The sequence below is a fragment of the Vibrio sp. N418 genome (assembly GCF_000222565.1).
In the GTDB taxonomy this organism is placed as follows: Bacteria; Pseudomonadota; Gammaproteobacteria; order Enterobacterales; family Vibrionaceae; genus Vibrio; species Vibrio scophthalmi.
The window spans coordinates 1-15,279 of record NZ_AFWD01000070.1; the positions used below are offsets into that span (position 1 = coordinate 1).

The 15,279-nt window shown below is 43.3% G+C and carries 11 protein-coding genes; 10 read left to right on the forward strand and 1 reads right to left on the reverse strand.

Annotated features, from left to right (window positions below; all coding sequences use genetic code 11):
- The 4 genes from RH86_RS15895 to tssM all read left to right on the forward strand — a co-directional run.
- Positions 1 to 1,536 (forward strand): sigma-54 interaction domain-containing protein (locus tag RH86_RS15895; protein ID WP_009387220.1); only part of this gene is annotated, 1,536 nt, incomplete at its 5' end.
- Positions 1,533 to 2,186 (forward strand): type VI secretion system-associated protein VasI, encoded by a 654-nt coding sequence (gene vasI, locus RH86_RS15900; RefSeq protein WP_009387221.1) that lies wholly within the window; start codon positions 1,533 to 1,535, stop codon positions 2,184 to 2,186. The genes RH86_RS15895 and vasI, both read left to right, overlap by 4 nt.
- A 9-nt stretch (positions 2,187 to 2,195) precedes the next feature.
- Entirely contained in the window at positions 2,196 to 3,593 is a 1,398-nt protein-coding gene (tssA, locus tag RH86_RS15905) for a type VI secretion system protein TssA (protein ID WP_009387222.1), read from the forward strand.
- A 17-nt stretch (positions 3,594 to 3,610) separates the two neighbouring features.
- Entirely contained in the window at positions 3,611 to 7,159 is a 3,549-nt protein-coding gene (gene tssM, locus RH86_RS15910; protein ID WP_038219797.1) for a type VI secretion system membrane subunit TssM, read from the forward strand.
- A gap of 156 nt (positions 7,160 to 7,315) precedes the next feature.
- Here the strand turns inward: tssM and RH86_RS15915 are convergent, their stop codons facing one another.
- Positions 7,316 to 8,083 (reverse strand): TetR/AcrR family transcriptional regulator, encoded by a 768-nt coding sequence (locus RH86_RS15915; protein ID WP_009387225.1) that lies wholly within the window; start codon positions 8,081 to 8,083, stop codon positions 7,316 to 7,318.
- 988 nt (positions 8,084 to 9,071) lie between these two features.
- Here RH86_RS15915 and RH86_RS15920 point away from each other — a divergent pair.
- The 6 genes from RH86_RS15920 to RH86_RS15945 all read left to right on the forward strand — a co-directional run.
- Positions 9,072 to 9,812 (forward strand): SDR family oxidoreductase, encoded by a 741-nt coding sequence (locus RH86_RS15920; protein ID WP_009387227.1) that lies wholly within the window; start codon positions 9,072 to 9,074, stop codon positions 9,810 to 9,812.
- A gap of 15 nt (positions 9,813 to 9,827) precedes the next feature.
- Complete coding sequence (locus RH86_RS15925; protein ID WP_005599426.1) at positions 9,828 to 11,042, forward strand: acetyl-CoA C-acetyltransferase; 1,215 nt, start codon at positions 9,828 to 9,830, stop codon at positions 11,040 to 11,042.
- Positions 11,043 to 11,067: 25 nt separating this feature from the next.
- Positions 11,068 to 11,415 carry a phasin family protein gene (locus RH86_RS15930; RefSeq protein WP_005599424.1) on the forward strand — a complete coding sequence of 116 codons (348 nt, stop codon included), beginning with the start codon at positions 11,068 to 11,070 and terminating at the stop codon, positions 11,413 to 11,415.
- 59 nt (positions 11,416 to 11,474) lie between these two features.
- Positions 11,475 to 13,259, forward strand: a complete 1,785-nt coding sequence (gene phaC, locus RH86_RS15935) for a class I poly(R)-hydroxyalkanoic acid synthase (RefSeq protein ID WP_009387230.1) — start codon at positions 11,475 to 11,477, stop codon at positions 13,257 to 13,259.
- Between the two features lie 441 nt (positions 13,260 to 13,700).
- Positions 13,701 to 14,219: a lipocalin family protein gene (locus tag RH86_RS15940; protein ID WP_190275922.1), complete on the forward strand. Its 519-nt coding sequence runs from the start codon at positions 13,701 to 13,703 to the stop codon at positions 14,217 to 14,219.
- Positions 14,220 to 14,404: 185 nt separating this feature from the next.
- On the forward strand, positions 14,405 to 15,279 hold an 875-nt coding region (locus tag RH86_RS15945; protein WP_009387233.1), incomplete at its 3' end, for a S41 family peptidase.

Consider the following 15,279-nt stretch of genomic DNA (forward strand, 5'->3'; position numbering starts at 1 on the left):
CCAAATCAATTAGCGAGTCGATTTATTGAAACGATTCGTAATGAGCTAGGGCTTGATGTCTGTATGTTACTCGTCCCTAGTTCTGATGGCCGCATGCTGACACCACATGAGGGCAACTCACTACTAAGTTGGTCTGTGACCGATTTTGATTGTCCCTTTGCTCATGTTTTACAATCGGCAAAACCGATTTGTTTGGGATCTGATGAACTGGCGTTTTGGCGATCCAATCGCCATTTTAGTGAATTAACACGTCAGGTCGGCTTGATGGATAAGGTCGCCATTCATCCTCTACCGGTTGGTGTTGAACAAGTTCAATCTGTTCTGCTTATGATTGGTGAAAGTCGTATCGTTGATGGAATATTCCACCAGGTTGAGTTTGTAAAATATCTTGAAGTTTTTACTCATCAATGGTCATTGCTTAACGAAATTCAGCGTGAAAATCAGGGGCGAAAAGTGCTGTCTGAATCGTTATCAGATGCACAGCAAGATGATGTAAGACGCAGTGTCATAACTCGGTTGTCGACCACCTTGATTGGTGATAGTGAGCCGATGATAAAGCTACGCGAGCAAATCATCAACGCGGCATCGTCTCAGTTATCGGTGATGATTCAAGGTGAAACAGGGACGGGTAAAGAGCTCGTTGCTCAAGCTGTGCATGAACACTCTTCGCGCAGAAAGGGGCCTTTTGTGGCAATCAATTGTGCGGCTATACCCGAAAACTTACTTGAAAGTGAGTTATTTGGTTACAGCAAAGGGGCCTTTTCCGGAGCGGAAAAAGATAAGTTAGGCTTGATCGCTCAAGCGGATGGCGGCACATTATTTCTCGATGAAATTGGCGATATGCCTTTGAATCTTCAATCTAAGCTGCTGCGCGTGCTTGAGTCACGTTTGTTCCGTCCCGTGGGTGGGAAGCAAGAACAGACGTCAGATTTTCGTCTTGTTTCCGCAACACACGTAAATCTCTTACAGCAGGTTCGTCAACGCGAGTTTCGCCAAGATCTCTATTATCGATTACTGCAATACCCCGTTACTTTGCCGCGGCTAGCGATGAAGTTGGGCGATATAGAACTGCTGAGCCAACATTTTGTCGATTTGTTTAACCGTCAACATAATACTCGCATTCGCGGGCTTGATTACAAAGCCGTTGACCGCTTATGCCAATATGATTTCCCTGGCAATGTTCGAGAGCTTAAACATTTGATTGAATTTGCTTGTGCGCAAACTCCAGATGGAACACCGGTTGAAGCCAGTTGCTTTGAGCATCGACTGTCGAATGGCGTATCACCAGTAACTTCACAATTTAACCCTGTTGTTAAAACGGAAATTGGCGAGAAAACTTCCGAAGTACAGGGTATCCATTTCAATCCTGAGCACGTTAATAATTTAAAGCAAACCGTTAACGAATTTGAGCTGCATATTATCCGAGACCGACTCAAGCAATTTTCAGGAGATCGCGCAAAAACAGCGGAAAGCTTGGGGATTCCTAAGCGTACTTTGGCTTACAAATGCCAAAAGTTGGAGATAAAAACACCATGATACGACTTTGGTTTTCTATCGTGATTTTCTCTTTGTGGTCATTTGGTATTGCGAATGCATCTGGTATGCGACTCGCTCAAGCTGAACAATGCGCCACAATCAGCGCAAGACTAGAACGACTTGACTGTTTTGATACATTATTTCAAACGCCGACACCGGATGTACTAACCCAAGTATCAAGACCGGATGTCCCTGATTCTTGGCAGCGAGCATTCGACAGCTTTAGTCAGTATCAATCCGGTGATTCGAGTCATTTGACAGCTGAGGGGACTCCCGAGCGTGGTAATGCTTGGGTCACCTTGGTTGCCCTTAATGAAAAAACGGCTTTTGCAGATAATGCCAAACCGATTTTGGTGATGAGTTGCATCGATAACCTAAGTCGCGTTGAACTGGCATTTCCGAGTGCTATCGATGATTCTCAAGTCAATATTTCAATACTTGGTATGCAGGCACAATCCTGGCGAAGTGATGATACTGGCTTGTTGTTTTCCTCCGGACGAGGTATTCCGGCAATTAACATGATGAAGGCGATGGCTAAGCAGCCAAGGTTGGTACTGCGCTCTAATTCAAGAATCGTCGATGGTTTGCGGTTTGATGCAAATGAACTGTCATCTTCACTGACAGCACTACGTACCCGCTGTGGTTGGTAAGGAAACATTATGGAAATAGCCGATTATCGCCAATCTATTAGCCAGCCAATCAAGGGAGATAGTCCCGTAGGTGAACGATTGAGTGATGACCCGTTATTTGATTTCGTTGAAGATCAAATGATGAAAGTAGGGTCACTGTCACATGCGTCTGTGCAATGGCCTGAAGTCGAGCAAACAACGGTCATACTGCTCAGTGAGAAGAGTAAAGATCTCAAGTTACTGCTTATTTTATTGCAATGCCTTCATAATAAAGTGACGCCGTCACGCTTTGTGGTGTCATTGCAATTACTGACCGACTTCATGTTCCTTTATTGGGAAGAGTGTTTTCCTGCTCCCGGGCCAAAAGGGCGTGTCGCCAGAGGAAAATTTTTCAGTCAAATAGTACAACGATTTACACTGGTCATCGACAAATTGGATTTTGATCAGTTTACAAAACAAGAGCGCAATACACTTAAAGAGGCGCTAGAGTCTTGGCATTTATCTGTCAAGAATGCTGATTTGATGTCTGATTCTGTCACCAGCTTAGCAACCAAAATTACGAGTGCATTGACTCGAACTGTCGAACGTGAGCGTATCGAGCAAACCGCACCTGAAAAGGAAGTTAGTGCACCAATAGCGTCTAGCCAAAAGGCTGTTTCGGTGGACAGTTCGAGTGACAAAGCGACAAAACAATCATTGCTCAAAGTCGCAGATGTTTTGTCAGAGCAAGAGTTCGGTATTGCGTTGGCAATTCGAGTTCGTCGATACGCTGTGTGGTCAAGTATCGCGTCATTACCAGAGCATGACGCCAATGGAGAAACTCAGTTGCGTGGCATGCTGCAAGAACGCGTTAAAGAGTATCACGATCAACTGCGAACACCTGATCTTGAGTTGTGGCGGAAGGTCGAACAGAGCTTAACGATGGCGCCATTCTGGTTTGAAGGCCAGCATATGAGTTACGACATTGCTAAAAGTCTAGGTCAATCGGCTTGGTGCGATGCAATTCTTAGTGAATCCGCACAATTTGTCTCGCGTATGCCGGATTTACTCTCATTGAAATTTAAAGGTGGTGAGCCTTTTGTTAGCGACAAGGTAAAAGAGTGGCTGCTCAGTCATCAAAATGTGAGTGGTCAACAAGCAACGGTTGGCAACTGGGAAGAAAAAGAGCAAGAGGCGATGACACTCGCGAAGGATGCGGGTATAGCGGTAGCACTCTCCATGCTTAATGATGGACTTATCGCGGCACGAGAGCCAAGAGATAAATTCTACTGGCGATTGCTATCAACCAATTTACTCAATGCCAATAATCTTGATGCGATGGCAAAAGAGCAATACCAAACTCTTTACTCACAGGTGGCCACCATGAGCGTCAATGAATGGGAACCCTCATTGGTCGAACAATTACAAAAGCATACAACGTCAGAATAAACGAAGGATAAAGCTCCATGTGGAAATATTTAGTTAGGATCGCGAGAATGCTTAAACCAAGCCTCGCAGCAGCGATGCCTATTCTACTGATTAGCCTATTCATTATTGTGAATATAGCAATTTGGTGGGCAGGTCCGTGGCTAGAATTTAAAGGGAATTTACCACTAGACACCGTGATGGAACGAGCGGTAGCCAGTTGTTTATTCTCGCTGGGCGCTTTGGCGATTTGGGGTATTTGGCAATGGAAAAACTTGCAAGGTTTTAAAGCTGAAAAACAGTATGAAGAACGGTTACGTCAAGATCCGATTAAAGCGTATGAGGATCGACAAGAGTTAGAGCTCAATCAGGTTATGGTGAACATGAAAGATAGTTTACCACAACGTGACTATTTGTACGCTTTGCCTTGGTATCTTGTTCTCGGTCTCGAAAATGCGGGTAAAACCAGTTTGATTAACCGCAGCGGCCAGAATTATGTTTTCTCATCGGTGATGAGAGCTTCAGGTCAAAAAAGCGAAAATCCATATTCGTTCGATTGGTGGATTGGTGATGAATCGGTAATGATTGATCCTGATGGTGAATTACTGACTCAAGGAAATCATGCTGAAAATAATGATGGGGAGATGGAACGCCGATTATGGTTGCACTTTGTTCAATGGCTCGCGAGAACACGTAATCGTAGACCACTAAATGGCATCGTTCTAACACTCGATGTTTCGCGTTTAGCCACCGCCACTGCTACCGAACGAAAAGCTTATGCCAACCTATTGCGCGCTCGTCTACGTGAATTAATGGAGACACTGTCTACTCGTCTTCCGGTCTACATCACATTGACTAAGCTTGACTTGTTGCAAGGATTTGAACCGTTCTTTAAGCACTATTCTCGTAGTCAACGTGAAGAGGTGTTGGGTTTTACCTTTTCACTTGATTCAGTCGATGACCTGGACAATTGGTTGCAAGAGTTTACGGCTGAATATAGCGACTTTATTACGCGTATCAATGATGTTCTGCCTCATGCCGTATCGGGGCCGATGACATTAGAAGATCGTAATGCGATCTATAGCTTTACGCGCCAAATCTCAGGCCTAAAAGAAATCCTCTGTAAGTTCTTAAGTGAGGCGCTTGCCAGTGATCAGTTTTCTACTTCTGCGTTGGTTCGTGGCGTCTATTTTACGTCGGTGTATCAACAAGGAGTACCGACGAACGCGTTTGATGATGCGGCCTCACGACGCTATGGTTTGGAGCACGCAATCAATAAGGCGCAACAAGCGAAAAACTCAACGGTTTACTTTACCAAAAAGCTATTTAATAACGTGATTTATCCTGAAGCTGGTTTGGCGTCAGATAATGTTCGGGTGACTAAGCATAATCGCCGTGTGATTGGTTTAACCGTGCTGACTTGCTCAATCGCGACGGTATTGCTGGTGGGTACTTGGCATCGCTACTACTTGAATAACATTGAACATTCGGACGCTGTGTTATCCAAAGTAAATGAATATAAAGGTGAGTTGGCTGCCAATATTAATTCAACCTCGCAACTCGAAATGCTAGAACCGCTCAATAAAATTCGTGAAGCAACATTAGAGTTTGGTTTCTTCCGTGATAAGCCCAAATACGTTTCAGATTTTGGTTTGTATCAAGGCCATACAATCGGGCCAATGGTAGAAGAGACTTACTTGAATTTATTGGAAAACCGATTTTTACCTTTGCTGATGGCCGATCTTGTTGTTGAGCTCAATCGAGCTAAAACGGACGAAGATAAGTTAGCGGTACTCCGAGTCTATCGGATGATGGTCGATAAAGGCGGCCGTTATAAAACCTATGTTTTGGATTACTTTACCCATTATTGGCAGCAAGAGTTTGCCGGCCAGCGTGATATTCAGACATCCTTAAAAGGACACCTAGAGTACGCAATGTTGCATACTGATTTGACCGCTGATCGCATTAATGGTGACCAAGATGCAGAGCGCGTTCTGCGCCCTTATGACAATGTTATTACGAAAGTGCAAACTGAGCTAAGTGCAATTCCTAATGATCAGCGTGTCTACCAAAACTTAAAGTTAAATTCGCAGATGGTACTTGGACCGTCAATCAACCTACGTAATCTTGTTGGACCCGTGTTTGGAGTCGTGTTTGAAGAACAAGTCATCAACAGCAGTGTCATTTACATTCCTCAAATGTTGACCAAAAAGGGATTTGAAGAGTACTTCATGCCAAAGTCAGAGGCTATCTCTGAGTTGGCATTGATTGATAGTTGGGTACTTGGGTTATCGAAGACCGCTGAATTTAGCGAGGCCGATAAAGTTGCGTTACGTGAAAAAGTGCGCAACCTATATGTTGCTGATTACACCAATACATGGCGTGTTGCTCTTAACGAGATAAACATTCGTTATTTCAATGATATCAATGACGCGAGTGCGGTTCTGGAGAATCTAACGGGTAACATAGAGCCGATTCAACGATTGTTACGTGTATTGGAAAGCAATACACAAATGTACACGCGTGTAGGAGCTGATGATGAGGCGCAACAAGCGTTGTTAAAGAGCTCTAAATATCGTGTAGCCGCGCAAATTGATGCACCGTTCTCCGAACTAAATAGCATGTTGAGTTCGGTGGGCGATGAACCGGCCTATATCAATGAAGTGATTGCCGCGGTAGAAGGACTACACAGCTATGTTAAAGCGATAAAAGAATCCCCAGATGTCGGGATGGCTGCTTTAGACGCGAGTAAAGCACGAGTTAAACTTGTCAATGCTGACCCAATATACACCGTCAAACGAGTTGCGTCAGGATTACCAGCGCCATTAAATACGATGCTTGAAAAACTGGCCGATGAAAGTTGGTATGTGGTGAAACAAGAGGCGATTAAACACCTTGAAGTTCGTTGGCACAACGATGTCTATAAAGAGTATCAGCGTAAACTCGCGGGACGTTATCCATTTAATCCGGCCTCGAAAAAAGACAGTTCATTTATCGATTTTGAAGCATTTTTTGCACCCGATGGCACGCTTGATAGTTTTTATAACAGTCAGTTGAAGGTATTTGTGGAAGAAAACTCAGTATTTACCGACGAAGGATCGAACGGAAAATCAATTGTACGCAAAGAGGTTCTTGATCAACTAAAGCAGGCAAGACGAATTCAAGAGGCTTTCTTCAATCGAAAAGGGGTACTCGATGTCAGTTTCTCTGTTGAGCCATTACTGCTCAGTGGCGACAAACGTCGCAGTGTGCTCAATGTTGATGGGCAATACTTGTCCTATAATCATGGTCCAAGGGACAGCGTTGAGTTCATTTGGCCTAATACGTTCCGTGACTCAGCGGTGTCTAAAGTGACCTTGGTGCCCAGCAAAAACAACATCTCACCTCGTAGTATTAATATCCGCGGGCCTTGGGCATTTTTCCGTCTACTCGAGCAAGGGGAGGTGGTAGGAGCAAGCGCAACATCCGTTGACTTTAAATTCTCAGTGGATGGCGGGCAGATGATTTATCGACTCAATTCGGAGGCGGATATCAACCCGTTTACCGAGCGACTGTTTAAGTCATTTAATTTATCTAAAACGTTGTACTGAAATAGGGTCATCGAGTGATATGACGATCACTTGATGACTTGGTTCAATTAATTGGCAGTGACTGCCACATGCATGCAAATGGAAACGCCGCTGTGCCATTAAGGAGCAGCGGCGTTTGACGTTTGGCAATAATCGAGGAATAGGGTCAGTAATACGCTATTCTTCGCCGCTATCAGCACTGTTCTCTTGGCTGTCGCAACCCTTGATCACTTGTGCAGGATCGAAGCATTCCGTTGGGTAAATCAAATCAGCGACACTTACAGGGTTTAAGCGTTTATCTGGTGCGATTTGGAAGCGCGTTGCGGTGATTTGATTAAACATTTGCCAGTGATTGAGCAGGCATTGGTTAATATCATCAGTTTCATCTGACCAAGTTTCACTTAAAAAAGGTGTTAGGCTGGCAGCCCCATGCGCATACATGATCATTTGCCACTTTATTTCCCATACTTTCACCGGCGTTTCCGGGAACGAATGGTTGTATTCTTCGGCCATATTATTCACCAGCGCTTCTAACTGGCCAGAACGGTCGATAAAGTAGTCAAATAAGGCATCTTCTTGACGCACAGCATCAGCGATGAGCTGTATTGGTTGTTTAAACATCAACATATGTGCGAGTAAACGAACTGAAAACAGATAAAGCCGTTCATTAGCGGGTGCTTGATTCGGTAGGTTATCGATGATGGTATGTAGATAACTACCCATAAACTTATGCAGTTCATCACTAATGGCATGCCAAATTTTTTCTTTACTGCCAAAGTGGTGGCGAATCAAACTATGTGAAACGCCTGCTTGTTCACTGATATTGCGCAGCGACACTCTTTCATAGCCGAGTGTACAAAACATATCGGCGGCAACCATCATAATTTGTCGTTTGGTGTTCTCAGCGTCTTGTGCACTTCGACGCCCTTGTTTTCTTTCGGTCATTCGTAATTACCAACCCTAACTAACCGCGTACTTTTACCAGAAATTCTCGGAGATTTCATTAAGATTAGTTTATTGACCACATGGAAAATAAACGTTGATCTCAAAACAAAATTAAATATACTGCACAACCGTGTAGTAAGAGTAAGTTCCCCATGAGTAACCAGCTGACTTCAGCAGTAAAAATGGCACTAAATTTGTTCGATTCTTAGTCTAAGAAGAGGCGGGTAGTGAATGCTGTGCTTGTGTCTTACTGATTTGAAATGTTTATTTGGCTAGGTGGCCTAGGCAACAGAGAGAGCCTTACATATAAAATGTGGGTTTGATCATTGTTTACGTCGTAGGTCGCTACCACTCGAATCAATCCACTGCCAAGGAATCATTGATTTGTTTTTGCCAACCCAGCACATGTTGCTGGGTTTTTTTGTACCTTTCACTCTGCCATGTATTTTTATGGCATTTCTTTTGGTTGCGACTTTCGTCGAATAGATACATTTCGATTAAAAATTCATTAAATATAGGATTTTGCCATTTTTGTTGATATTAATGTTATTTAAATAGTACGACTAAAGTCTAAATCGAGATTTATTATTCATATTATTTATTTAATATTTTTATCAAATAGAGGTCATTTTGTAAGTTGTTGATATTATTTAATGAAAACAACCTGGAAAATCATAAAGCATTGGATATTCAAGTGCTTGTAGAACAAATTACAAAACTGACATTTAAATAATCGTTGAAAATCAAAGGTATAAATTAATTTAACACTAATACAACATTTCATTCCTTATGGGATCTTCCTCAACTTTATGTAAATAATATTGCTATTTATTTGAAGTGTCATAATTCCGGATTAGTTTTAATTAATAGAACAAGTCGATACGTAGATATTGACTGGATGACAAATTTACCTATTGAACTAATTGAATGTTTGATATTTGCAAATGGTTTTGTCTATTTACCTTGCTGTTAAGAATGGAGTCTATTGATGAAAAAGATCGCTTTGATCACAGGATCTAAAGGCGGAATTGGATCTGCTATTTCCTCACAACTGGTCGCTGATGGCTACCGTGTAATTGCTACTTATTACACGGGCAAGTTGGGATGTGCGCAAAAATGGTTTGCAGAAAAACACTTTACAGAAGAGCAGGTACGTCTGTTTGAACTAGACGTGACCAACACTGCTGAGTGTGCTGAACGTCTTGCGACGTTGCTAACTGAAGAGGGAACGATTGACGTCGTGATCAATAACGCTGGCATTACACGCGATGGCGTGTTTAAAAAAATGACCGCGGATGCTTGGAAAGAAGTCATCGAGACTAACCTAAATAGTGTTTTCAATGTTACTCAACCTCTGTTTGCCGCAATGTGTGAAAAGGGTGGTGGGCGTGTTGTGAATATATCTTCGGTTAACGGAATCAAAGGTCAGTTCGGCCAAACTAACTACAGTGCAGCGAAGGCCGGCATGATCGGTTTCAGTAAAGCGCTTGCTGCCGAAGGTGCTCGTAGCGGCGTGACGGTTAATGTTGTCGCACCTGGTTACACGATGACACCTATGGTTGAAATGATGAAGCCTGAGGCGCTGGAGTTTATCAAGAACCAAATCCCAATGAGTCGTTTGGCTGAGCCTGAGGAGATTGCTCAAGCCGTTAGCTTCCTTGTTAGTGACGCAGGTGCCTATATCACAGGGGAAACCTTGTCGGTAAACGGCGGCTTGCATATGCAATAACAAGGAGTATTGATAATGGAAAAAGTCTATATCGTTGCGGCAAAACGTACCGCAATTGGCTCTTTCGGTGGGGCACTAAAAAACACCGATGCGGGAAATCTTGCTGCAGTAGCGATTAAAGCAGCACTGGAACAGAGCCAGATTAATAATGAATTCATCGATGAAGTTATCGTCGGTAACGTTATTGGTGCAGGCCAGGGCATGAGTGTTGGTCGCCAAGCCGCTATGTTTGCAGGCATTCCTGAAACGACGCCTGCATACACCTTAAACATGGTGTGTGGTAGTGGTATGAAAACCGTCATGGATGCGATCAGCCATATTCGTTCTGGTGATGGTGACATCATCGTCGCCGCTGGGGTTGAAGTGATGTCTCAAATCCCTTTCATCGTGCCAAGCCAAATCCGAGATGGCCATAAGATGGGAAATATGGCTCTGACGGATTTGCTTATTAACGATGGTCTCACGGATGTGTTTAATCAATACCATATGGGTGTGACGGCAGAAAATGTCGCCAAAGAAGTCGGTATTACGCGTGAGCAGCAAGATCAATATGCCTTGGCCAGTCAGATGAAGGCGGTTGCGGCGATTGAAGGTGGGAACTTTAAAGCAGAGATCGCACCGGTTGAAGTCAAGGTTCGTCGTGAGACGCTAGTATTCGATACTGATGAATATCCGAAAGCAAACGCGACGCTAGAGAGTTTACAAAAACTCAGACCAGCTTTTGATAAAGAAGGTTCGGTTACGGCGGGCAATGCGTCGGGTCTTAATGATGGTGCGAGTGCAGTGATTCTTGCGAGTGAAAGTGCTGTTAAGCAACACAACCTAAAGCCTCTTGCAGAAGTCGTTAGCTATGCTCAAGCAGGCTTAGATCCGAAAATTATGGGCTTGGGCCCTGTTCCGGCAGTCACAAAAGCTCTTACCAAGGCAGAGTTGGCGACAGATGACATTGATTGCTATGAACTGAACGAAGCCTTTGCTGCGCAAGCGCTGGGGGTGATTCATCGCCTTGCCGAAGAACATAACGTCCCGGTAAACAGCATTCTTGACAAAGCAAATCCTAATGGTGGCGCTATTGCGCTTGGTCATCCTTTGGGGGCATCGGGCAATCGAATTTTAGTATCACTGATTCATGAATTAAATCGAAGTAACGGCCAGTATGGCGTTGCATCTCTATGTGTTGGCGGAGGTATGGGTACCGCTGTCATCGTTAAATCAATCAAATGGAATTAATATCAATCACTTAGGAGTGTTAGTCATGTATACAGACTTTTTCAAAAACTTTAGCGACCAAACTGAAAAAACCCTAGAGCCGTACGTAAAATTCAATAAGCTTGTCACTAAGAATGTGGAAGTTCTTACGGAGCTTCAACTGAATGCAATTCGCACTTACAGCGAAATGGGCCTAACGCAGATGAAAGCGGCGGGCGAAGTAAGAGATGTGACGTCGCTTACGGCATTTAATAGCCAACAGCTTAACGTATTATCTAAGCTCTCTCAGCAAATGACTAATGACAGCACTAAGCTTCAATCAATTGCTCAAGAGTTTAAAGATGATGTTGAGCAACTCACTTCGGAAAATCTTAAGACAGTGACTCCAGCATAACCACTGACTTTGCCGCCTTATTGATTAAGGCGGCTTTTTCCGATCATAGGAGTTGCATTATGTTTCAACACTTCTTTTCGGACTACCTTGTGAAGCTCCAGGAATCCAATCAACAGTGGTGGAAAGATCTTGAACTAAACAGGGCGTCCGCAAATACGCCGCTTAACAAAGCCATGCAAGAAGTTAACTTCGAAGACACGGCAAAATTGTTAGAAAACGCTGCGAATCAACCGACGGTTTTACTCGAAATTCAAGCGAAATGGTGGAAGCAGCAGCTTGAAATCTGGCAAAGTGTGGCGTTGACTGGCAACACGGAATCTATCGTGTCGGCAGAGAAAGGCGACAAGCGATTCAGTAGTGAAAGTTGGCAAAATGAGTTGGTTTTCAACTTCATTAAACAGTCATATCTGCTGTTCAGTAAAACATATTTAGAAACCATCGACAGCGTCGAAGGCATGGATGAAAAAGCCAAAGAACGTTTAACGTTCTTTTCCAGACAAGCCCTCAATGCAATGTCACCGAGCAATTTCATCGCGACCAATCCTGACCTACTTAAACTGACAATTGAACAAAACGGCGAAAATCTACTTGCTGGCTTGGATCAATTTAAGCATGACTTAGACTCGAGCGCAGACATATTGAAGGTCCGTATGACCAACAATAATGCTTTCCGTCTTGGTGATGATGTAGCCAATACTCAAGGGGATGTCGTTTATCGAAATGATCTTTTTGAGCTAATCCAGTACCGTCCACTGACGAAACAAGTGCATGCGACACCGCTTCTCATCGTTCCTCCTTTCGTAAATAAATACTACATCCTAGATCTCCGTGAAAAGAACTCAATGGTTCGTTGGCTCTTAGAGCAGGGGCATAGTGTATTTATGATCTCGTGGCGTAACCCAGGGCAAGCACAGCATAAAGTTGAGTTTGGTGATTACGTTACAGAAGGGGTCGCTAAAGCCGTATCAGCGATCGAGGATATTACGGGGCAATCGCAGATTAACGCAGCTGGTTATTGTATTGGTGGCACGGTACTCGCGTCGACCATTGCTTACTACGCCGCGAAGCGAATGAAAAAACGTATTAAGAGTGCTAGCTTCTTTACTACGTTACTTGATTTTGCTCAGCCCGGAGAAGTTGGCGCATACATTAATGAGTCGGTAATTAACGCAATTGAAGTTCAGAATAACGCGAAAGGCTATATGGATGGACGCTCATTGAGCGTAACGTTCAGCTTACTTCGTGAGAACAGCCTTTACTGGAATTACTACGTTGACAACTATCTAAAAGGTGTCAGTCCGGTTGATTTTGATTTGTTGTACTGGAATAGCGATAGCACCAATGTTGCCGCACCGACACACAACTTTATGTTGCGTGAACTTTATCTTGAAAACAAGCTGGTTCAAGACAAAGGGGTTAAGATTGGTGGTGTGTGGATTGATTTGGATAAGATCAAAATCCCAAGCTATTTTATTTCGGCAAAAGAAGATCATATCGCTCTTTGGCAAGGGACATACCGTGGTGCGCTCAATGTGGGCGGGAACAAAACTTTCGTTCTTGGTGAGTCTGGACACATTGCTGGTATCGTCAACCATCCGGCCAAAAACAAGTATGGTTACTGGACGAATGATAGCCTTGATGAGAACGCAGAAGAGTGGTTGGCTAATGCCGATCATCATGAAGGTTCTTGGTGGAATCACTGGCATGAATGGTTATTAGGTTTTAATCCTGACGAAAAGGTAGAACCTTATCCGCAAGGGAATGAACAATTCCCAGCGATAGAAAAAGCCCCGGGCCAGTATGTAAAACAAGTGTTGCCGATTGAGCAGGAAGAAATGGCCTAATCGGCACGGTTGTTGATAAGTGGTCGTCAAAAATCATGTTTGATCCTAAAGGGGCTCGATGCCCCTTTTCTTATTGGAATTGGTGAGCTTTAGGTAACTGGTACTTCAACAAAACGTTCTTTCTGATGGAGAACAGAGATATTTAATAAATTGACTTAGATGCAAAATTTAGCCACGGAATGACCAATAGTTGTGGATGATAATTAAAGCCAGTTCTCATTTTTCGTTGTTGGCGGGCAAATTCCTAACTTAGCAATGGCTTTCATTTGCTTAACGCTTGATAGTAACCAGTACATGTAAGATGGTTAGTTGTTTAGTTTATCGTTTATTCGGCATCATCGTCGCGATTACGATGACGACTCAGTGTGGTATAGGGAGTTATTTCACTTGGTCTTGTTTAATGAAGTATCATTTAGGCTAATGAGTTACAGTGCAAAATCAATAAAATGGATGGTTGCTCTGGTTAGCCTGTCATTACTTAATGGATGTTTGGGGATGCCAGACACGGTTAAGCCAGTTGATAACTTTGAGCTAAATCGCTATTTAGGGACTTGGTATGAGATTGCACGTCTTGATCATTCCTTTGAAGAAGGGCTTGAGCAGGTTTCAGCAGACTATCTTAAGCTACCCAATGGCGGAATATCGGTAAGAAATAGTGGCTATGATCCTGATGAGCGCGAATGGGTCGAAGCTAGCGGTCAGGCATTTTTTGTTAATCAAGACGATCAAGGCTACTTACAAGTTTCCTTCTTTGGGCCTTTTTATAGTTCTTACGTCATTTTTGAACTGGATCAAGATGGCTATCAGTATGCGTTTGTTTCAGGCCCAAGTTATGATTATCTTTGGCTGCTCTCTCGAGCGCCAACGGTTAGTGAAGAGTTAAAGAATCAATTCCGTCATAAAGCACACGCATTGGGTTTTGATACAGACGAGTTAATTTTTGTAAAACAAGATCAATAAGTAACACAATAAGTGGAGTCATCAGGCCGGAGAGTGCTGGTGGGTTATGTGTCTAATTAATAAAAGCATAATCAATAAAAGCATAGTTACATAGTACTTGCGTATTCAATTGAATGAGATGCATGACTCAAGTCGCTTTTTATAAAACGTATTCTCCCAATCAATGAAAAAGTCATGAGGAACCAATGCGCAAGATATTCGGCTTGACGTTATTATCCACTCTTAGTTTGGCCTTTAGTCATACTATTTCGGCCCAAGTTGCGTGTCAGCATGAGTTTCGCGAGTTAACTCGATTAGTTGAAGAGAATTATGCAGGTTATGCCGACGTCGCTCGTGAAGAAGTTGAGCTAGCACAGGAAAAAACACGAGAAAGAATTCAGTATAACCCGGCGATAGATTGTTTTGCTGAACTGTCCAATTGGCTGACTATTTTTGCTGATCCACACTTAGAAATTATACCCATTGAATCTGCTGAGCAATACCGAGACAAAGAACTCGCGATGACAGAAACAAAGGCCGCTCAAGCGAGTATTGATTGGTTGTCCTCTAACGTTGCATATGTCCTTTTACCGATGTTTGACGATTCCGCACAGCAGAACCTATCTGAATTTATCCACCGAAATCGGCAGCAGTTGCACGCAGCGGAAGGGATGATCATCGATGTTCGTGGTAATCAAGGTGAGAGTTTTATTACAATGCGTCAATGGTTGGCGTTAATTGGTTCCGAAGAATACCTCTCGCGCTGGCATGTTTTGGCATCACCTGCTAACAAAACACATTATCAACAACGCTTAGAACAAGTAGACTCCGTGCAGTTACCTAACGTTAATGCGATGTATACTAAGCTGCTCAATCAAATGGACGCATATCCGAATACATGGATCGAATATTTATGGCCAACGGTAAACAGTGACCTCATCCTACCGAATTTACACACCATCTATTTGTTAATTGATGATGAAGTGGCGAATGCCGCAGAAGAATTCGTGATTGCCGCACGTTCAAACTCTCACGTCACAGTGATGGGCACTCATACTAAAGGTACGCTTGATTATGGAGA